19 protein-coding genes and 1 pseudogene are annotated in these 19,329 nt (G+C 75.5%); 8 read left to right on the top strand and 12 right to left on the bottom strand.

Annotated elements, in window-relative coordinates; all coding sequences use genetic code 11:
- Nucleotides 1–51 precede the first annotated feature (51 nt).
- On the bottom strand, nucleotides 52–1,356 hold the full coding sequence (locus ABZ951_RS00200; RefSeq protein ID WP_344093941.1) for a transcriptional regulator: 1,305 nt from the start codon (nucleotides 1,354–1,356) through the stop codon (nucleotides 52–54).
- Nucleotides 1,357–1,638: 282 nt separating this feature from the next.
- Here ABZ951_RS00200 and ABZ951_RS00195 point away from each other — a divergent pair, with 282 nt between their 5' ends.
- The gene (locus ABZ951_RS00195) at nucleotides 1,639–1,896 is read left to right on the top strand and encodes a holin (RefSeq protein WP_344093939.1); all 258 of its coding nucleotides are present in this window, start codon (nucleotides 1,639–1,641) and stop codon (nucleotides 1,894–1,896) included.
- 271 nt (nucleotides 1,897–2,167) lie between these two features.
- Nucleotides 2,168–2,899, top strand: coding sequence for a hypothetical protein (locus ABZ951_RS00190; RefSeq protein WP_344093937.1), 732 nt, complete (start codon nucleotides 2,168–2,170; stop codon nucleotides 2,897–2,899).
- Between the two features lie 167 nt (nucleotides 2,900–3,066).
- Here the strand turns inward: ABZ951_RS00190 and ABZ951_RS00185 are convergent, their stop codons facing one another.
- Complete coding sequence (locus ABZ951_RS00185) at nucleotides 3,067–3,243, bottom strand: zf-HC2 domain-containing protein (protein WP_344093935.1); 177 nt, start codon at nucleotides 3,241–3,243, stop codon at nucleotides 3,067–3,069.
- A 61-nt stretch (nucleotides 3,244–3,304) separates the two neighbouring features.
- On the opposite strand from ABZ951_RS00185, the gene ABZ951_RS00180 reads away from it, so the two are divergent.
- A complete protein-coding gene (locus ABZ951_RS00180; RefSeq protein WP_344093933.1) occupies nucleotides 3,305–3,898 on the top strand; it encodes a sigma-70 family RNA polymerase sigma factor in 594 nt (197 codons plus the stop codon).
- A 96-nt stretch (nucleotides 3,899–3,994) separates the two neighbouring features.
- On the opposite strand, the gene ABZ951_RS00175 is transcribed toward ABZ951_RS00180, so the two are convergent.
- The 4 genes from ABZ951_RS00175 to ABZ951_RS00160 all read right to left on the bottom strand — a co-directional run bounded on the left by ABZ951_RS00175 (nucleotide 3,995) and on the right by ABZ951_RS00160 (nucleotide 7,836).
- Nucleotides 3,995–4,513, bottom strand: coding sequence for a copper chaperone PCu(A)C (locus ABZ951_RS00175; RefSeq protein WP_344093931.1), 519 nt, complete (start codon nucleotides 4,511–4,513; stop codon nucleotides 3,995–3,997).
- Nucleotides 4,510–6,942 (bottom strand): heavy metal translocating P-type ATPase, encoded by a 2,433-nt coding sequence (locus ABZ951_RS00170; RefSeq protein WP_361278390.1) that lies wholly within the window; start codon nucleotides 6,940–6,942, stop codon nucleotides 4,510–4,512. Before ABZ951_RS00170 ends, ABZ951_RS00175 begins: the two co-directional genes overlap by 4 nt.
- A 41-nt stretch (nucleotides 6,943–6,983) precedes the next feature.
- Nucleotides 6,984–7,214: a hypothetical protein gene (locus ABZ951_RS00165; protein WP_344093925.1), complete on the bottom strand. Its 231-nt coding sequence runs from the start codon at nucleotides 7,212–7,214 to the stop codon at nucleotides 6,984–6,986.
- A gap of 214 nt (nucleotides 7,215–7,428) precedes the next feature.
- Nucleotides 7,429–7,836 carry a hypothetical protein gene (locus ABZ951_RS00160; RefSeq protein ID WP_344093923.1) on the bottom strand — a complete coding sequence of 136 codons (408 nt, stop codon included), beginning with the start codon at nucleotides 7,834–7,836 and terminating at the stop codon, nucleotides 7,429–7,431.
- Between the two features lie 555 nt (nucleotides 7,837–8,391).
- Between ABZ951_RS00160 and ABZ951_RS00155 the strand changes: the two genes are divergently transcribed.
- Both ABZ951_RS00155 and ABZ951_RS00150 read left to right on the top strand, forming a co-directional pair.
- Nucleotides 8,392–9,627, top strand: coding sequence for a cytochrome P450 (locus ABZ951_RS00155; protein WP_344093921.1), 1,236 nt, complete (start codon nucleotides 8,392–8,394; stop codon nucleotides 9,625–9,627).
- An 8-nt stretch (nucleotides 9,628–9,635) separates the two neighbouring features.
- A complete protein-coding gene (locus ABZ951_RS00150; protein ID WP_344093918.1) occupies nucleotides 9,636–10,574 on the top strand; it encodes an isocyanide synthase family protein in 939 nt (312 codons plus the stop codon).
- A 243-nt stretch (nucleotides 10,575–10,817) separates the two neighbouring features.
- On the opposite strand, the gene ABZ951_RS00145 is transcribed toward ABZ951_RS00150, so the two are convergent.
- The 3 genes from ABZ951_RS00145 to ABZ951_RS00135 all read right to left on the bottom strand — a co-directional run bounded on the left by ABZ951_RS00145 (nucleotide 10,818) and on the right by ABZ951_RS00135 (nucleotide 13,770).
- A complete protein-coding gene (locus ABZ951_RS00145) occupies nucleotides 10,818–11,612 on the bottom strand; it encodes an ABC transporter ATP-binding protein (RefSeq protein ID WP_344093915.1) in 795 nt (264 codons plus the stop codon).
- Between the two features lie 4 nt (nucleotides 11,613–11,616).
- Nucleotides 11,617–12,633: an iron ABC transporter permease gene (locus tag ABZ951_RS00140; RefSeq protein ID WP_344093988.1), complete on the bottom strand. Its 1,017-nt coding sequence runs from the start codon at nucleotides 12,631–12,633 to the stop codon at nucleotides 11,617–11,619.
- Nucleotides 12,634–12,711: 78 nt separating this feature from the next.
- A complete protein-coding gene (locus tag ABZ951_RS00135; protein ID WP_344093913.1) occupies nucleotides 12,712–13,770 on the bottom strand; it encodes an ABC transporter substrate-binding protein in 1,059 nt (352 codons plus the stop codon).
- A 227-nt stretch (nucleotides 13,771–13,997) separates the two neighbouring features.
- Between ABZ951_RS00135 and ABZ951_RS00130 the strand changes: the two genes are divergently transcribed.
- Nucleotides 13,998–14,738, top strand: coding sequence for a PIG-L deacetylase family protein (locus ABZ951_RS00130; protein ID WP_344093911.1), 741 nt, complete (start codon nucleotides 13,998–14,000; stop codon nucleotides 14,736–14,738).
- Here ABZ951_RS00130 and ABZ951_RS00125 read toward each other — a convergent pair.
- The 3 genes and pseudogenes from ABZ951_RS00125 to dhaL form a co-directional block, all read right to left on the bottom strand.
- The gene (locus ABZ951_RS00125) at nucleotides 14,728–15,885 is read right to left on the bottom strand and encodes a PP2C family protein-serine/threonine phosphatase (protein ID WP_344093909.1); all 1,158 of its coding nucleotides are present in this window, start codon (nucleotides 15,883–15,885) and stop codon (nucleotides 14,728–14,730) included. The genes ABZ951_RS00130 and ABZ951_RS00125 overlap by 11 nt on opposite strands.
- 595 nt (nucleotides 15,886–16,480) lie before the next feature.
- The gene (locus ABZ951_RS00120; protein WP_361278387.1) at nucleotides 16,481–16,870 is read right to left on the bottom strand and encodes a PTS fructose transporter subunit IIA; all 390 of its coding nucleotides are present in this window, start codon (nucleotides 16,868–16,870) and stop codon (nucleotides 16,481–16,483) included.
- Between the two features lie 126 nt (nucleotides 16,871–16,996).
- Nucleotides 16,997–17,629: pseudogene (gene dhaL, locus ABZ951_RS00115) on the bottom strand (dihydroxyacetone kinase subunit DhaL); the annotation flags it as partial.
- A 293-nt stretch (nucleotides 17,630–17,922) separates the two neighbouring features.
- Here dhaL and ABZ951_RS00110 point away from each other — a divergent pair.
- Nucleotides 17,923–18,552 carry a TetR/AcrR family transcriptional regulator gene (locus tag ABZ951_RS00110; protein WP_344095196.1) on the top strand — a complete coding sequence of 210 codons (630 nt, stop codon included), beginning with the start codon at nucleotides 17,923–17,925 and terminating at the stop codon, nucleotides 18,550–18,552.
- Nucleotides 18,553–18,642: 90 nt separating this feature from the next.
- Nucleotides 18,643–19,326 (top strand): alpha/beta fold hydrolase, encoded by a 684-nt coding sequence (locus ABZ951_RS00105; RefSeq protein WP_344095198.1) that lies wholly within the window; start codon nucleotides 18,643–18,645, stop codon nucleotides 19,324–19,326.
- The last annotated feature ends 3 nt before the right edge of the window (nucleotides 19,327–19,329 follow it).

Here is a 19,329-nt window from a genome sequence, read left to right as displayed (position 1 = left end):
CCTTCCGGGTCGCTGCCGCCCGCTCCCGTCGCGGGCGGCGATGCGGGGAAGCTAGCGCCGGGCAGGTTGCGACGACGTTGCCCCGCCGGCCGGCCGCGGGGCCGGCCCGGACCTGCCGCCGTAGGCCGCGCGCAGCCGCCGGGCCTCCGCCGCCACCGACTGCCGGTGCGGGGCGCTCTCGGGCAGCGCGGCCAGCAGCCGCTCCCACACCTCCAGGTCGTCCTCGCCCCACGGGCTGTCCGCCCACAGTTGCAGCGCTCCCGCGTCGCCGCCCGCCAGCACCGCGCGGCGCAGCCGGGCTTCCAGGATCCGGCGCATCCGGCACACGCCGGGCGACTCCGACAGCGGCAGCAGCGGGCCGTCGTACGCGCGCAGGGCGCCGCGCAGGTCACCTGCGTCCAGCTCCCGCTCCACCCGGGCCGCGTCCGTCTCCACCGGCCCGTCCAGCCGGTACGGGCGGGAGGCGAGCCGCGGGCCCACCAGCCGCCGCAGCCGCGACAGCTCCGCGCGCAGGGTGACGGGCGGCACCGTCCGCTCGCCGTACAGCGCCGCGGCGAGCTGCTCGCCGGTGAGGCCGTCGGGGTGGCCGGCCAGCAGCACCATGATCTCGCTGTGCCGCCGGCCCAGCCGTAACCGGCGCCCGTCCGCGACGAGGAGGGCCTCGTCCCGGCCGAGCGCCGACAGGACGTGCCCCGGGGCCGCGGAAGCGGCCAGGAGCGACTCGGCGGCCCGTGCCGTCGCCCGGACCAGGGCCAGGCTGTGCGGCGCGGCCAGGTGGTCGCCGCCGGTGATGTCCACCGCTCCCAGGAGCCGCCCGGTGCGCGGGTCGTGGACCGGGGCGGCCGCGCACGTCCACGGCTGGGCGAGGCGGTTGTAGTGCTCGGTGGCGAAGATCTGCACGGGGTGGTCCAGGGCGAGGGCGGTGCCGGGGGCGTTGGTGCCGGCGTGGCGCTCGTCCCAGCGGGAGCCCGCGACGAAGTTCATGTGCTCGGCGCGCCCGCGCACGCCCGGGTGCCCCTCCACCCACAGCATCCGGCCCGCCGCGTCGCAGACCGCGAGCAGGTGCGCGCCGTCGTCCGCGATCGAGCCGAGCAGTTCCCGGAAGAGCGGCATGGCGGCCGCCAGGGGGTGGGCCCGGCGGTGCTCCTCCAGCTCGCCGTCCGTCATGTCGACGGGGACGAGGAACTCGGGCGCGGGCAGGGCGGCGGCCGAGCGCCGCCAGGAGTCGGCGATCACCGTGCGGACCCGCGGGTCCACCGGGGACCCGGCGACGAACGCGGCATGAGCGCCGCGGACCGTACGGCTCCGCTCGGCCGGGTCGTCCCCGGACGCCATCGCCAGCCATGGGTTGACCACGCGGACCCTCCCCAGCGGCCGGGGGCACCGTCGCGGCCGCCCGACGACCCTACCGCCGACCCGCGGAAAAGTGTGCTCAAGGGCCCGTCGGACGTCAGGGGTTGAGGTCATCAGGGGTTGCGGTGGGAGGCGTCGCGCCACGACCCTGCCTCTACCGGGGGCGCAGGCACCCGGCGCGCCCCCCTTCGTCACCCATCGGCCCAGGAAACCGGCCCCAGGAAGCCGGCCCCAGGAAAGCGGCCCCGAGAAACGGCCCCAACGGAAGAGACCCGGAAGAAGAACATGCCCAAAGCACTCGTCGATGTCATCGAACGCACCCTCGCCGCCTACGTGACCACCTTCCTCGGTCTCGTCATCGCCGACGGGTTCGACCTCACCAGCGTCTCCGCCCTCAAGGCCGCCGCCATCGCCGCCCTCCCCGCCGCCCTCTCCGTGATCAAGGGGGCGATAGGCACCCGCTTCGGCGACAAGGAGAGCGCCGCCTGGCTGCCCGCGAAGAAGAAGACCGGAACCCCCCGCCGCCGACCGTCCGGAGGCTGAGCATTCACACGGGGTGTGCGCCGCGCACCCACGGCCGGGCCGCGCACACGCTCCCGTCCGCGGCCACGGTGCGGTTGACTTCTCCTCGCGAGTCCCAATGGAGCGACGGGACCCGGGCCGCCGGTCTTTCCCCCGAGCCGGCGGCCCACCGCCTCGTACCGCCGGGCGGACGGTACGGGGCGGGCCCGTGCGCCCGAGCGGGCGGACGCACGGGCCGTGGAGCGCCCCCCGCCGTCGCGTCGCGCGACGCGGGTGCAACGATGTCCACGTCATGAGAGCAGGGCAGCCGTACCAGGGACCCCGAGCGCTGCGAGCCGCGGTGTTCGCAGCCGTCTGTGTGCTGCTCGCTGCCCTGGGACACGCGCTGATGTCGGGGACGACCGTCCCCTGGTGGGCCGTCGCCGTCGCACTGTCCGGTACGGGCAGCGGGGCATGGTTCCTGGCGGGGCGCGAGCGGGGCCCGTTGCTGATCACCCTCGCCACGGTGGGGGCCCAGACCGGGCTGCACTTCTTCTTCACCCTCGCCCAGGACGTCGTCGTCAACGCGGCGCGCGCGGACGCCCTCGCGGGCCTGCCGCCCGGACCGGGCGCGGGGATGAGCCACCACGCGGCCTCGATGCCCGCCATGGAGGGCATGGCGGGCATGGGCTCCATGGCCGGCATGGGCCACTCCATGCCCATGGACGCCATGCCGGCGCACTCGATGTTCCTGCACGGCGGACACGGCGCCCTCGGCATGTGGTCCGCCCACGTCCTCGTCGCGGTCATCTGCGGCGTCTGGCTCTCCGGCGGCGAACAGGCCGCGTTCCGGCTCGCCCGGACCCTGCGCACCCGCCTCTTCGCACCGCTCCTCGTCCTCTTCCACGACGTACCGAGCCGCCCCCGGCCGCCGCGCGTCCGCGCCGACCGCACCCGCGCCGCGCAGCGGCTGCGGCAGCTGCTCTACGCCCATGTCCTGGACACACGTGGTCCACCGGCCCCCGGCGCCGCGGCCGCAGGCTGACGGCGACCCCTCGCGCCGAAACCACGTCACCGGGCCACCCCGCGCTCCAGGGTGCCCGATTCCAGGAAGGACCCAGGGCGATGACCCCTGCCCGCACACGGGACGTGCCGCGCCGGCACCTCCCACCGGCCGCCCCCGGCCGCCGTCCCCCTGCCCGCCCGGCCGCGTCAGCCGAGGCCGAACCCCGCCGCGAGCACTCTCAGCCGGCGGGCCCGCTCGCCCCAGCGCCGGCACTCGGCGCACCCGCGCAGGTGCGCGTCGAGGGCCGCCCCGGACATGTCCGGCGGCAGCTCCTCGCCGTCGACGCGGGCGGAAAGGGCGGTACGGAACTCACTGCAGTGCACCCCGCCATCGTCCCCGCCGCGGCCGCGGCCCCGCGCACCACCCCCCGCCCGGGGGGCCGCGGTGCGTGACGACGAGACGGTGACCGCCTGGGCGCTCGCAGCGCGCGGCGGCGACGCCGACGCCGTGGAGCGCTTCATCCGCGCCACCCAGGGCGACGTGCGGCGGTTCGTCGCGCGGCTGAGCAACGACCCGCAGGGCGCGGACGACCTCGTCCAGGAGACGTTCCTGCGGGCCCTGCGCTCGCTGCCGCGCTTCGAGGGCCGCTCATCGGCCCGTACCTGGCTGCTGTCCATCGCCCGCCGCACGGTCGTGGACCGGCTGCGCTTCAACGCGGCCCGGCCGCGGCTGTCGGACACCGACGACTGGCAGTCGGCCGCCGAGCGGACCCAGTCCGCGCAGCTGCCGGGCTTCGACGAGGGGGTGGCCCTGTCGCAGCTGCTGGACCGCCTGCCGTACGAACGGCGCGAGGCGTTCGTCCTGACGCAGATGCTGGGGCTGCCGTACGCGGAGGCCGCGGTCGTGGCGGGCTGCCCCGTCGGCACGGTGCGCTCGCGCGTGGCACGGGCGCGGGAGGCGCTGATCGGCCAGCTGGAGACGGCGGAGCGCGACGCGGCCCGGGTACCGGTACTGGCGGGAGCGCGCGCCGCGGCGTGACGCCGTGCCGCGGGACCGGCCCGGGGCGGCGGCAGGGGGAGAAGGCGGGGCCGCCGCCCCGGGCCGGGGTGCGGGGGGGTGTGAGGTCGGTGACGGTCAGTTCCCGGACCGCCCCGCGCTGCCCGCCCGGACCACCAGCGCCTCGACCCGCACCGGCCCGCTCTCGCGGAACCGCAGGGTGAAGGGGAGCCGGTCGCCGAGGCGCAGCCGGGGCGGGGACGTCACCATGATGTCCATGCCGTCCGGCGTCATCTCCAGCGTGCCGCGCGCCGGCACGGGCATGGACGGCACCATCCGCATGAAGCCGGCGCCCTTCTTCACGACGGTACGGCTGAGCATGGCACCGCCCGCGGTGGGGACGTCGACGCCGATGAGCTCGTCGGCCACGTCGCCGTCGTTGCGCAGCCGGAAGAACGCGGCGGTGTCGTCCGTGCCGAGCGGGAGCAGCACGCGCGCGTCCTCGACGGTGACGGCGACCGGCCGCCCGGCGGCACCGGAGAGCGTCCAGGCGCCCAGCCCGCCGAGGGTCACCGCGCACGCGGCGACCGGCACGAGGGCGGCGCGCGCGAGGCCGGCGAGCCGCCCGCGGCCGGGGTCGGGGGAGGGGGACGTCATCGTGTTTCACCTCGTGGGGCCGTGGCGGGGCGGGCGGACTCGGGGGCTTCGGCGGGTACGTCCGTACGGGCCGGCGGCTTCGTTTCCCCGGGCGGGGGCGCGGCTCCCGCGGCCTCCCGGGCCGTCGGCAGGCTCGTACCGGCCGGGCCTGCCGTGCGGCGCGGGCCCGTGCCCGCCCCGGGGCCGGGGCGCCGGCGGGTCGACGCCGGCCGGGCCGGGGCCGGCTGCCAGCCGCGCAGGCGCAGGCTGTTGGCCACGACCAGGACCGAGCTGACGGACATCGCCGCCGCCGCGACCATCGGGTTCAGCAGGCCCACGGCCGCGAGCGGCACCGTGACCACGTTGTAGCCGAACGCCCAGACCAGGTTGGCGCGGACCGTCGCCGACGTGCGGCGCGCGAGCCGGACCGCGTCCGCGAGGGCACCCATGTCCTCACGGACCAGGGTCACGTCCGCCGCTCCGATGGCCGCGTCCGTGCCGCTGCCCATCGCGATGCCCAGGTCCGCGCCGGCCAGGGCGGCGGTGTCGTTGACACCGTCGCCGATGACCGCGACGCGGCGGCCCTGCGCGCGCAGCTCGCCGACGAGGGCCGCCTTGTCCTCGGGCGTGGCCCGCGCGTGGACCTCGGTGATGCCGAGCTCCCGGGCGACGGCCCGCGCCGCCCCCTCGCTGTCCCCGGTGGCCAGCACGGGGCGCAGGCCGAGCCGCTTGAGGTGGTCGACCGCGCGGTAGGAGCCGGAGCGGACGGTGTCGCCGAGGGCGATCACGGCCTCGGGCGCGCCGTCGACGCGCACCAGGACCACGGTCCGGCCGTCCTGCTCCTCGCTCCGCACCACGTCCGCGAGTTCCCGGGGGAGACCGCTCTTCGGGGTCTGCCCCTTGCGGCGGGTGCCCGCCCGCCGGGCCTCCTCCGGGCGGACGACCTCCACCAGCCGCCCGTCGACGCGCCCGGCGACGCCCCGCCCCGGTGTCGCCGTGAACCCGGTGACCTCCGGCAGCGCCGCCGGCTGCGCGTCCGGCACGTGCGCGCACACCGCGCGGCCCACCGGGTGCTCCGAACCCCGCTCGACCGCAGCGGCCAGCCGCAGGGCGGCGTCGGCGCCCAGGCCGCCGGTGCGGGCGGCCACCCGCGTCACCGCCATGGAACCGGTGGTCAGCGTGCCGGTCTTGTCCAGGACGACCGTGTCCACCCGGCGCAGCCCCTCCAGCGCCTGCGGGCCCCTGACCAGGATGCCCAGGCCCGCGCCGCGGCCCGTGGCGGCCAGCAGCGCGGTGGGCGTCGCCAGGCCGAGCGCGCAGGGGCAGGCGACCACGAGCACCGCGACGGCGGCGGTGACCGCCGCCTGCGCGGTGGCGCCCGCGCCCAGCCAGAAGCCGAGGACCGTCACGGCGACGGCCAGCACCGCCGGGACGAACACGCCCGCGACGGCGTCGGCGACGCGCTGCACCCGGGCCTTGCCCGCCTGCGCGTCCTCCACCAGCCGGGCGATCCGGGCCAGTTGGGTGTCCGCGCCGACCGCCCCGGCCCGTACCTCCAGCAGGCCGCCGGAGTTGACGGCCCCGCCGACCACCGCCGTGCCGGGGCCCGCCTCGACGGGCGCGGACTCGCCGGTGACCAGCGAGAGGTCCAGCGCGGAGTTGCCCGCGACGACCACGCCGTCGGTCGCCACCCGCTCGCCCGGCCGGACGACGAAGTGGTCGCCGACGCGCAGATGACCGATGGGCACCCGCCGCTCCACGCCATCGGCCCGCACGACGACGTCCTTCGCGGCGAGCGAGGCCAGCGCCCGCAGCGCCGCCCCGGTGCCGTGCCGGGCCCGCGACTCCAGCAGCCGGCCGAGCAGGACGAACAGCGGTACGCCGACCACCGCTTCCAGGTAGACGTCCGCCGTACCGCCCGCCCCGGGCACCAGCGTGAACGGCATCCGCATGCCCGGCTCGCCGGCCCCGCCGAGGAACAGCGCGTACGCCGACCACGCGTAGGAGGCGAGCACGCCGAGAGAGACCAGGGTGTCCATGGTCGCCGTGGTGTGCCGCAGCCCGCGCAGCGCCTTGTCGTGGAAGGGCCATGCGCCCCACACGGCGACGGGCGTGGCCAGGGCGAAGCACAGCCACTGCCAGTTGCGGAATTGCAGCGCCGGGGCCATGGACAGCACCAGCACGGGTACCGACAGCAGGGCGGTGACCAGCAGCCGGGTCCTGGCGGCCGTCGCGGCCGCGGCCTCGGTGCCGGGTTCCTCGGCGGTCTCCGGCCGCGGCAGTGCCGCGGTGAACCCGGCGCCCACCACGACGGCCATCAGCGCCTCCGCGGTGACGCCGGCCGGGTGGTCGACCCGGGCCCGGCCGGTGGCGAGGTTGACGGCGGCGCTGACGCCGTCCAGCCGGCCGAGCTTCTTCTCGACGCGGGCGACGCACGCGGCGCAGGTCATCCCGCCGACGATCAGCTCGGTGGTGGTGACCGTGGCCGCGCTCACCGGGTCACCTGCCCGGTGGGGGCGCCCATGTCGTGCTTGCCCATGCCGTCCATCCCACCCGTGCCGCCCCCGGAACCGCCGCCGGTGCGGTGTATGCCGGGGGTCGCGGGGCCGGCCGCCGCCCCGGCGGCGTACGCGACACCGAAGAGGGCGGCCAGCAGCAGGACGAAGCCGATCAGGGGGGCGTACGGGCTTCCGTACCGGGCGAGGAGATGACGAGCGGTCATCGCCGCATCGTGGCACGCCGGAACCCGGCCGGCGCGCTCCGCGCCGGGCTCGCGGCGCGTGAGGATTATCCCTTTCGCCCCCGGGAACCGGGGTGGCCTGACGGCCGACTACTCAGGGATGGCGGTAGGTGGGGCGCTTGCCGTTCGCGGCCGGAGCCGCCCTTCGGCGGCGCGTGCGGCCGGGCCGGGGCCGGCCCGGCTCTCCGGACAGTCCCTAGTCCGACACGGTGATCGTCCCGCTGGACGAAGGGTGTCCTGTCCCGGACCCGTTGAGGCTCGCGGTCTCGGTGATCGTGGTGGTCGAGTCCACGTAGGGCGCGGTCATCGAGAACCCCACGTAGCTCCAGCCTGTCGTGAGGTCTCCCGAAGTGGCGGAGGCCGAGCGCCCCTGGATGCCTGCTGTCGGGCTGGTGGTGAGGTCGGCGCCAGACCAGACGGCCGCGTCGTTGACCGTCTCGCCGCAGGTGGTGTCGGGGCCCGAGGGCCAAGCCGGGTCGGTTGTCCTGGGGCTCAGGCAGTCCCGCGTGGAGTTGGGGATCAGTGTCGTACCGCTGGGCAGCGAGGTGGCGACCGAGGCGTTGCGGATCGTGGCACCGGTGTCGTTGTGCGACCAGATCCTCACCAGAACCGTAGCGCCCGAGGATGTGCTGACGTTCGAGCCCCAGGTCGCGCCACCGTCGGCCGAGAAGAGCAGCGTCGACGACGGGGCAGCGTGAGCAGTGCCCGCGAAGGCAGGCACACAAACGCCCATGACCGCCGCTACCACGCCGGCACGAGCCCAACGAGATGATCTAAGCCTCATGTCGCATACCTCCCGATCAGCCGATCAGTCGTATGTCAGCATGAGATTCGCGCGCAGCTCACGCGACCCGCGTCACCACAATCCACCTGAATGAGAGCCTGCCCGCACGACCGTGCCAAGGCGACGCCATTATTCAGACAGCCCCGCCCCTGCCGCGGGACCGCCCGACGCCTGCCGTTGACGTCGGCCCCACCTGCCCCGCCCGCACCTGTATCTCGGCCAGGCCGGGGCAGGGCGCGGCGCCCGGTGTGGAGCCGGCCCGGCCGGGCCACGGTGCGACCGCCGCTCTCCCCAAGGTCTCGCAAAGTCCCGGGAACTCACCCGCCCCCCTGTCCGACTTCTCAGGGGCCCCACGACTTCGCGAGGAGACCGCACGTGTCGCTGCCCGACCCGATTCCCCTCTACGGACCCGCCTACAAGCGGGACCCGTACCCGCTGTACGAGCGGATGCGCGCCGCAGGACCGATTCACCGGGTGCTCTTCCCCAGCGGGGTCATCGCCTGGCTGGTCACCGGGCACGCCGCCGCCCAGCGGACCCTCGCCGATCCGCGGCTCGGCAAGAACCACGACCTCGGCAACGACCGCTGGCGCGCCCGCGCCTCGATCATGCCCGAGCCGCAGCACTCGCAGCTCCAGGCCCACCTGCTCCACCAGGACGCGCCGAAGCACACCGCGATGCGGCGCCTGGTCACCGACGCGTTCGCGCCGCGCCGCGTCGAGGAACTGCGCCCCCGGTTCCAGGAGATGGCCGACGCGCTGCTCGACGCGCTGCCCGACAGCGCCGGGACCGCGGACCTCGTCCAGTGCTTCGCGGCCCGCTTCCCCTTCCAGGTCCTCGCCGAGACCATCGGCCTGCCCCCGCACCTCGCGGCCCGGTTCCGGCGCGAGTGGGGCAAGGTCGTGGCCCCCGTGGGCCCCACGGACCCCGGGCGCGCGGCCTACGAGGCGCTGCTGCGGGAACTCCAGGCGTACATCGCCGAGGTGGTGGCCGACCCGGGCGAGGGGCTCCTCGGCCGGCTGGTGACCGCCCGCGACGACGGCGAGCTCACCCCGGAGGAACTGGACTCCATGATCTTCCAGCTCCTCGTCGCCGGACAGGAACCCGTCACCAACCAGATAACCACCGCCGTGGTGGCCCTCCTCCGCCACCCCGCGGCGCTGGAGCGGCTGCGCGCCGAGCCCGGTCTCATGCCCGCCGCCGTCGAGGAGCTCATGCGCCTCGACAGCGCCTTCGAGCTGACGACCTGGCGGTTCCTCGCCGAGGACGCCGACCTCCACGGGACCCGGGTCCCCGCCGGCGACTCCGTCATCGTCTCGCTGTGCGCCGCCAACCGCGACCCCGAGCGCTTCCCCGACCCCGACACCCTCGATCTGGACCGCGCCCAGGGCCCGCACCTCGCCTTCGGGCACGGCGTCCACTTCTGCCCCGGCGCGGCGCTCGCCCGCATCGAACTGCGCATCGCCCTCGGCACCCTGATCGCCCGGCTGCCGGGGCTGCGGCTCGCGATCCCCGACGAGGACCTGTCCTGGGTCCCCGCCGTCCTCGGCCGCGGGGTGAGCGAGCTGCCCGTCGCCTTCGACCGGCCCGGCTGCCCCCGGTCCGGAGGGTGAGCGCGACCATGACCGCCACCCTCACCCGCGCGGCGACCGCCGTGGAGGCCCGCATCCTGGGCCTCCTCCTGCCCTACCACCGCACCAGCGGGCCCGCCTCGCCGGACCCGGCAGGCCACCCCGAGCAGCTGCGCCAGATACGGCAGTTCACGGACGCCGGCGAACCGGTCCTCTTCACGCTCCCTGGCTTCCCCTGCAAGTCCCCGAACCCCGCCAAGGTCCTCGGCCACCTCCCCGACGAGGGCGAGCGCCTCTCCCTCGGCTTCCTCGACCGCCTCTGCGCGCGGATCGGCGAGCTGTACGAGCCCGGGGCCCGCATCCTGATCTGCTCCGACGGCCACATCTTCGGCGACCTCATCCACGTGCCCGACGCGCACATCGACGCCTACGGGGACGCCCTGCGCGCCCTCATCGCCCGCGAGGGCCTGCACCACCTCGACACGTTCGACCTGCGGGACGTCCACGGCGACCTGGACCACGACACCAAGCGCCGCCTGGTCACCGACGCCCACGCCCCCGCCCTGCCGAGCCTGCGCGAACTGGCCCGCACCGACGAGGAGACCGCCCGCCTCTACCGCGGCATCACCCGCTTCCTCGTCGAGGACACCGCGGACTTCACCGGCACCCGCTCCGCCCTGCAGCGCGAGTGCCGCAGCCGCGCGTACGGCGTCATCGCCCGCAGCCGCGCCTGGGGCGACCTCATCGCCCACTGCCACCCCCGGTCCGTGCGGCTGTCCATCCACCCGCAACGGCCCGGCGCGGAGAAGTTCGGCATCCGCCTGCTCGACGCCGCGGACGCCTGGGCCACGCCCTGGCACACCACCGTGCTCCGGGAGGCCGACGGCACCGCGCGGCTGATGCGTCGCGCGGACGCCGAACGGCTGGGACGCCTCGTCCTGAAGGACGGGCGCCCCAGCCACTACGAAGAGACGGGCGTCTCGCCGTAACGCCGCCCGCCCGGTGCGTGCGCCTGCACGGTGGAGGGTCGTCCTCGTGTCGGGTGTGCCCGGGCGGTGCCGGGGGCGGGGGTATGACGTCCGGTCGGTTGCCGGGTACTGCGGGTGCGCCTGCACGGTGGAGGACTGCCTTCGTGTCGGGCGTACCGGGCGTTCCCGGAAGCGTGGCGTGATGTCCCGTCCACCGCCGGAGGCGCCCGGCGCCCGGCGCCCGGCGGGACATCGCGCACACCCCTACGGGCTGACCAGCTCGGCGGAGGCCGGCACCCGGTGGTCGAAGGCGATCAGCGGGTCGCCGGTCAGCGGGTGCTCCACCACGGCCGCCCGGACCCCGAACACCTCCGCCAGCAACCGCGGCGTCAGCACCTCACGCGGCGTGCCCGAGGCCACCACGGCCCCCTCGTGCAGCACGTGCAGCCGGTCGCACAGTGACGCCGCCGCGTTGAGGTCGTGCAGCGACAACAGCGTCGTGCGCCGCTGCGCTCGCAGCAGGGCCAGCAGCTCCACCTGGTGCTTGACGTCCAGGTGGTTGGTCGGCTCGTCCAGGACCAGCACCTTGGGGTCCTGCGCGAGTGCCCGCGCCAGCAGCACCCGCTGGCGCTCGCCGCCGGACAGGGCGGAGAACCGGCGGCCCCCGGCCCCGGCCATGCCCACCTGCCGCAGCGCCGCGGCCACCAGGTCCGCGTCGGCGCGGTCCTCACCCGCGAACGCCCGCTTGTAGGGGGTGCGCCCCATGGCGACGACCGCGCGGACCGACAGTTCGAAGTCGCTGCCGCGCTCCTGCGGCAGCGCCGCGACCCGCCGGGCCGCCTCGACCGCCGTCAGCGCCCGGATGTCGGTGTCCCCGAGCAGGACCCGCCCGGCGTGCGGGCGCAGGTAGCGGTAGACGGTCCGCAGGACGGTCGACTTGCCGCTGCCGTTCGGGCCGATCAGGCCGGCGATCTCCCCGTCCTCGGCGACCAGCCGCACCCCGGACACCACCGTCCGCCCGGACAGGGCCACTTCCAGGTCCTCGATGGCGATACGCATGCCTCTATCCCCTCTCCAGACGCCGGTCCAGCAGGTACAGCAGGGTCGGCGCGCCGATCAGCGCGGTGACCACGCCCACCGGCAGCTCCTGGTCCGGCAGGGCCGTGCGGGCCACCAGGTCGACCACCACCAGGAGCACCGCGCCGAACAGCGCGGCGACGGGCAGCAGCCGCCGGTGGGCGCCGCCCACCACCATCCGGCACACGTGGGGCACCATCAGCCCCACGAAGCCGATCGCCCCGGAAACCGACACCAGGACACCGGTGAGCACGCTCGTCACCACGAACAGCTCCCGCCGCAGCCGGACCACGTCCACGCCCAGCCCGGCCGCGGTCTCGTCGCCCATCAGCAGCGCGTCCAGCGCCCGGGCCCGCGCCAGCAGCGCCGCCAGACCCAGCAGGACGGCCGCCACGGGCAGCGTGAGCGTGGACCACTGGGCGTCGCCCAGGGAACCCATCATCCAGAACAGCACCCCGTGCGTCTGCTGGTCGTCCCCGGCCTGCAGGACCAGGTAGTGGGTGAAACCCGACAGGAACTGCCCGATTCCCACCCCCGCCAGCACCAGCCGCAGCGGGGAGAACCCGCCGCCGCGCCGCGCCATGAACCACACCAGGGCGAACGAGGCCAGCGCCCCGAGGAACGCCGCGGTCGACAGGCCCAGCCCGAGCAGCCCGCCCGCGCCGGCGCCCAGGACGATCGCCGCGACCGCCCCCAGTGACGCCCCGCTGGAGATGCCCAGCAGGTACGGGTCCGCCAGCGGGTTGCGCACCAGGGCCTGGACGGCCGTGCCGACCAGGCCCAGGCCCGCGCCCACCACGGCGGCCAGCAGGGCCCGCGGCACCCGCAGCCGCCACACGATCAGGTCCCGGGTGCCCGGCACCGGCTCCTGCCCGCCGACCCCGCGCACCACCGAGGACCACACGTCCCCGAGCGGCACGTCGGAGGAGCCCAGGCACACCGACGCGACGAGCGCGGCCAGCAGGGCCGCGCCCAGCACGGCCCCCGCCCAGCCGGCCCGCAGCCCGGGCTCCCGCTCCTCCCCAACCTCCCCCTCCCCGGCGGCCTCGGCCGCCGGGGAGGCCGGCTCCAGGGCCGCCACCTACTTGACCCGGTCGGGGTGGAGCGTGTGCGCGATCTCCCGCACCGTGTCGGCGCTGCGCACCCCACCGATCGTGGTCCGCTCCGAGCCGATGCGCACGAAGCGGCCCTCCTTCACGGCGTCGAGGTCCTTGGTGGCCGGGAAGGACCGCAGGAAATCGGCGGCCTCGTCGAACGCCTTCTTGTTCGCCTCCTCGCTGCCGCGGTTGCGGACCCCGAGCTGGATCCAGTCCGGGTTCTTGGCCACCACGTCCTCCCAGCCGACCGGCTTGAAGTCGCCCGCGCAGTCCGCGAAGACGTTCCGCCCGCCCGCCTGGGTGATCACGGCGTTGGCGACCTGCCGGTTGCACACCGCCATGGGCTGCTTGGTGCCCGCGTCGTAGTCGAAGAAGAAGTACGACGGCCGCTTCGCCTCGGGGACGTCCCGCAGCGCGTCGCGCACCGCGCCCGTCTTCTTGCGCATGCCCTCGATCAGCTCGCCGGCGCGCCGCGAGGTGCCCGTGACCTTGCCCAGTTCCTGGATGTCGGCCTCCACGCCCGACAGGTCCGTGCGCGGCGACTTGCTCATCGCCGCGCACGCTGTCGACTTCAGATAGATGTGCTTCATCCCGGCGGCCTCGAACTCCCCGGCCGTGGGAGCGCTGCCCATCTTCCCCATGTTCTTCATGGACGAGAACGAGTCGATGTAGACGTCGGCACCGGAGCCGAGCAGCTTCTCCTTGGGGATCGCGGTCTTCCCCAGCACCGGCACCTTCGCCGCCCGGTCCCCGAGCTCCCCGGGCAGCGTGCCCTGGCCGGGCGGGAAGCCCGTGCCCGCCACCTTGTCGCCCGCGCCCAGCCACAGCAGCAGCTCCAGCGCCGCCGCGTTACTGGTGACGATCTTCTTGGGCGCCGCGTCGAACGTCGTCTTCGCACCCGTGCAGTCGGCGACGCTCACGGGGAAGCCCGCGCGCGCCGGCGCGGCCGCGTCGTCGCTCTTCCCCGCCTCCTCGCCACCCCCGCAAGCCGTCGCCGACAGAGCCACAGCGGCCAGCACACCGCACCACACACGAGGGCGCATCAGAGAACACTCCATGTCCGAGGTAGATCGACAATCGGCATCCGCGCGGGCTCGCCCGTGCGGATCCGGAACAGGTAGTCGGCCCGCACCGCCGCCGGGTTCCCGCGCGTCGCGAGGAAACCGCGGTTACGCTGCCGCGAACGGCCTCGACGGTGCGCACCCGGCGGTGCGCACCGGGGGTCCGCGCACCCGATGTCCGTGCACCCGATGTTGCGAAGGAGACAGGCATGGTCCACCAGCTCGCCGCGATGCCCACCGACTGGAAGCGCGCCCTCGCGATCGTCGCCCACCCCGACGACCTGGAGTACGGCGCCTCCGCCGCCATCGCCACCTGGCTCGACGGCGGCCGCGAGTGCGTCTACCTGCTGGCCACCGCGGGGGAGGCGGGCATCGACACCCTCGACCCCGCCGAGGCCGGGCCGCTGCGCCGGCGCGAACAGCAGGCCAGCGCCGCGGCCGTCGGGGTGAGCACCGTGGAGTTCCTCGACCACGCCGACGGCGTCGTCGAGTACGGGACGGCGCTGCGCCGCGACTTCGCCGCCGCGATCCGCCGCCACCGCCCCGAACTCGTCCTGACCCTCAACCACCACGACACCTGGTCCTGGGACGAGACCGTCTTCTGGAACACCCCCGACCACCGGGCCGTCGGCCGGGCCACCCTCGACGCCGTCGCCGACGCCGGGAACCGCTGGATCTTCCCCGACCTCGCCGACGAGGGCCTGGTGCCCTGGGACGGCGTGCGCTACGTGGCCGTCGCGGGCTCCCCGCACGCCACCCACGCCGTCGACGCGACGAGCGGCCTGGAGCGCGCCGTGCAGTCCCTGCTGTGTCACCGCACCTACATCGAGGCGCTCACGAAGGAGGAGCCGGAGAGCTACTGCCGCACCTTCCTGGAGGGCAACATGAAAGAGGTGGCCGAGCGGTTCGGCGGCCGGCCCGGGGTGTCCTTCGAGCTCTTCAGCCGCTGACGGCGCCGGCCGCGTCGCAGCCCGGCGCGCGCTCCATGACCAGCACCGCCGCGTCGTCCTGGAGCCGTCCGCCCGTGTGCGCGTCGAGGTCCGCGCGCAGCTCGGCCAGGAGCTCGGGCGTGGGCAGCGCTGCCCACGTGCCCAGCCGCTCCGCCAGCGGGTAGAAGCCGCCGCGCGGGTCGCGGGCCTCGGTCACCCCGTCCGTGCAGGCCAGCACCCGGCAGTCGGCGGGCAGCGCGACCCGCCGCGCGATCCGGGGCTGCGGCGACAGGTCGCCCAGGCCCAGGGGCAGCCCCGGGTCGGGCGTGCGCAGTTCCCGCACCGCGCCGTCCGAGCCGATCAGGAACGGCGCCAGGTGCCCGCAGTCCACGAACTCCACCGGAACCTCCCCGTCCGCTCCGGGGGCGGCGGCGGGACCCTCCGCGGTGCCGAAGACCAGCGCCGTCACGAACTCCTCCGACGCGCGCTGCGCGACGTCGTCCGCGGAGGCCCCCGCGGTCGCCTGATAGGCCGCCGACCGGTGGTAGCGGTAGAGGCCCTGCTCCATCGCCCGCACCCCGCTCTCCAGGTCCCGCCGGTGGTAGGCGGCCTCCCGGAAGGCGGTCAGCACCGCCGCCCCGGCCCCCAGGGTGCCGAGTCCCTTGCCCCGCACGTCGCCGATCAGCACCCGCGTCCCGTACGGCGTGTCGACGACCTCGTAGATGTCGCCGCCGACCAGCGCCTCCCGCTGCGAGGACACGTAGAAACCGTCCACCACCACGCTGCCCGTCCGCAGCGGCAGCGGCCGCAGCAGCGCCCGCTGCGCGGCCTCCCCGGTCGCCCGGACGCGCTCCAGCAGGGCGTCCCCGTCGCGCCGCAGCCACGCGACGGCGATGCTCGCGCCGACCATGAGGGCGTTGCCCACGAACGAACCGACGCGGTTGACGGCCACGTCGCTGGTCAGCACGGCGTGGTGGGCCACCATCAGACAGAAGTCCAGGATCCCGACGAACACCGTCTGCCGGTAGGTGCACAGCACGGCGGCCGTCAGCGGCGCGAGGGCCGCGAAGACGTCCAGGCGCAGATTGGCCGCGGTCACCAGGTCGACGGCCACGACGACCCCGAGATAGGCGAGGACGAGCGCGAAGGGCAGGTTGCGCGACGACACCGTGGCGGGACCTCCACGCCGGAATGGGGTGACATAGGGGATTTCGCCGTCCCAGACTTCCACGGCGGCTGCGCCTCGTCCACCGTTGCGATCTTGAATCGCTGGTGTGTCTCGCGGCCCGGGCGTGTTCCCGGACGGCCGGACCCGCCCGGGTGGACGGGCCCGCCCGCCCTGGCGGGGCGTCAGCGCGAGCCTGCGGCGCCGCCGCGCAGGCCGACCCGACCGGATCGGCGCGGGGCGGGCCCGGGCCCGGGCCCGGGCCCGGTGGTCGGGGTCGGGGTCGGGGTCGGGCGCGGTGCCGTGCCTGCCTTGTCGTCGAGGTGCCGTTCGGCCGGCTCGACTCCGGCGACGCGGCTGGTGACGCGTGGGGCCCGGGGTTGGTCGTCGGGGTCGGGCGCGGTGCCGTGCCCGACCGGGCCGCGGTCCCGTGCCCGCCTCGTCGCCGAGGTGCCGTTCGGCCGGGCCGCGGTGTCGCGTCTGCGGGGCGTGGCTGTCGGCCGGCTCGACTTCGGTGACGTGGCCGGTGCCGCCCGGGCCCCGGCCGGTTGCCGGGGTGCGACTCGGTGCCGTGCCCGGCCGGATCCCGCCTCGCGGGTCACAGCTTGCGGTACGTCCGGGCGTCGTCCGTCGCCGCGATCACCGCGTCCGCGTCGCCCCCGGCCGAGGCCGTCACCAGCGCCGTGACCGCGCCCTCCACGAACGGCGCGTCCGCGATGCGCACACCGGCGCCGACACTGCCGTCCGCCAGCAGCGCCTTGACCGTCAGGACGGCGCTGCCCATGTCGCAGAGCACCACCACCCCCTGCCCCTGGTCCACGTCCCCGACCGCCCGGCGGACCAGCTCGGCGCTGGTGCCGATGCCGCCGTCCGGCAGCCCGCCGGCCGCCGCGACCGGCGCCGGGTCGCCCGTGCCCACCAGGGCGCGGGCCAGATCCGCGGTCGAGGCGGCCACCTCGCGGCTGTGCGAGACGAGGACGACCCCCACCCGGCCCACGGGCGGCACGGGCTCCGGCTTCACGGCGGCCGGTGCCTCGACGGCCGGCGCCTCCGCCGCTTCGGGGGCCGCCGCCTCCGGGGGAGCCGCGCACAGCGCCGGATCCGTGGCCTCGTACAGCGCGGCCACCAGCAGGGCGGAGGACGTGGCCCCCGGGTCCTGGTGGCCGATGCTGCGCTCGCCCAGGTAGCTGGCGCGGCCGCGCCGGGCGAGCATGGGCACGGTCGCCGCGGCGCCCTCGCGGGCCGCCCGCGCCGCCGCCTCCAGCGCGGCCGTCACACCCCCGTCCGCAAGGGCCGCGGCGTACGCGTCGGCGGCCGGCTGCAGCGCGTCGACCATCGTCTTGTCACCGGGCGCCGAGTCACCGAGCCGCCGCACGCTCGCCACGGCCGCGGCCAGCGCCCGGCCCAGGGCCTGCGGGCTCACGGCCGCCGGGTCGGGGTCGTCCCCGAGGATCTTGCCCATGCGGCGCAGCACCGTCCCGTACAGCGGCCCGGACGCGCCGCCCACCGTGTTGGTCAGGTGCGCGCCGACGGCGGTCAGCAGCGCCCCCGGGGTGGCCGGCGCGTCGGCCGCGTCCTCCGGCAGGGACGCGGTGGCCGAGGTGAAACCGCGCTTGAGGTTCGCGCCGTGGTCGGCGTCGCCGATGGCGGCGTCGAGATCGGTCAGGTGCGCGGACTCCGCGACGATGACGCGCGTGGCGCGGTCGAGGAAGCGGCGGAAGAAGGCCAGGTCGAGCTGGACGGACATGTGCGGTGGCTCCTCTTTCGCTGAGACGTTCGCTGAGACATGCGCTGAGACGTGCCCTGAGACATGCGCTGAAACGTGCGCCGAAACAGCCGGTACAGCGGCCGGTGCGGGCTCGGCCCGGCTCAGCGTAACCCCGGCCTCTCGCCCAGGCGCTCCCACCTCGCTCATCAGTGCCGTTACCGGTCGGCTACCGGTCAGCGATCATCACGCGCCGGTCCGTTCGGCCGCGGGCGGGCGGCACGGCTTCTGCCATACTGCGGTCGTCCGAGTGCAGCGCGAGCCCGGGGCCGGATTTGAACAATGGTCAACAGCGCGGTACGGAACCCGCCGGAACGCGGCGCTCCGAACTCATCGCGATCGGCAGGAAATTGTTCGCCGACACGTCCTACGACGCCCTGTCGATGGACGACATCGCCCGCCACGCCGGCGTGGCCAAGGGTCTCGTCTACTACTACTTCAAGAGCAAACGCGGCTACTACCTGGCCATCATCGAGGAATCCGTCGCCGAACTCGTCGTCCGCGCCGCCGCCACCCACGACCTGCCGCCCGCCGAGCGCGTCCGGCACACCGTCGACGGCTACCTCCGCTACGCCCAGCACCACCAGGCGGCGTACCGGGCGATCGTCACCGGCGGCGTCGGTTTCGACACCGAGGTCATGGCGATCCGCGACGGAGTGCGCGAGCAGCTCCTGCACACCATCGCGGACGGCGCGTGGGGTCACCGGGACGTCCCCGTGCTCGCCCGCACCGCCCTCGTCGGCTGGTTCGCGAGCGTCGAGGGCGTCACGCTCGACTGGCTGGACCACGAGGCCCTGCCCCGCGAGACGGTGTGCGCGCTCCTCGTCCGCGGCCTGGGCGACACCCTGCGGCTGATCGAGGACTACGAACCGACGTGCCCGGCACCGCCGCGCGAGGACCACTGAGGGCGGCCGGACGGGTTCCGCGCGCCTGCTGATGCTGCGACAGTCGTACCCCGGACCGGAACCGCTCCAGCGCCCCAGGGGGTCGCCCGTATGCGCCGCTTCCTCATGGTTCTCCTGCCGGCTCTCCTGACCGCCGGCACCCTCGCCGCCGCCCCCGCCCCGGCGGCAGCCGTCCCGCCGCCGACCCCGGTGATCTTCGTCCACGGGCGCAACGCCGGCCCCGAGGTGTGGGACGCCATGGTGGACGGCTTCCTCGCCGCCGGCTACCCCTCCGACCGGCTGTACGCCTGGGCGTACGACACGAGCCGGTCGACGAACGAGGTGCTGGCCGGCCAGTTCGCCGACCGCGTCGAGACGGTGCTGGCCCGGACGAAGGCCGGGCGCGTCGACGTCGTCACCCACAGCCTGGGCGGCCTGCCGACGCGCTGGTACCTCGCGTTCGGCGCCGGCGGCGGCAAGGTGTCCCGCTGGGCCTCCCTGGGCGGCCCCAACCACGGCACCCGGCTCGCCTACCTGTGCGCGCTCCGGGACCAGGGCTGCAGGGACATGACCCCGGGCTCGTACGTCCTCTCCCGCCTCAACGCGGGCGACGAGACGCCGGGCCCGGTGCGGTACGCCACGTGGTGGTCGCCGTGCGACGAACAGATCGCGCCGGTGGAGAGCACCGCGCTGGAGGGCGCGGCCAACACGCGGACCGGCGCGTGCCTGACCCACAACGACCTGCTGACGGACGGCGAGGTCTTCCGCCAGGTACGGGCTTTCCTGAGGAGTTAGAGG

Source organism: Streptomyces sp. NPDC046215 (assembly GCF_040646215.1).
GTDB lineage: Bacteria > Actinomycetota > Actinomycetes > Streptomycetales > Streptomycetaceae > Streptomyces > Streptomyces stramineus.
This window is presented reverse-complemented; position numbering and strand designations above follow the sequence as displayed.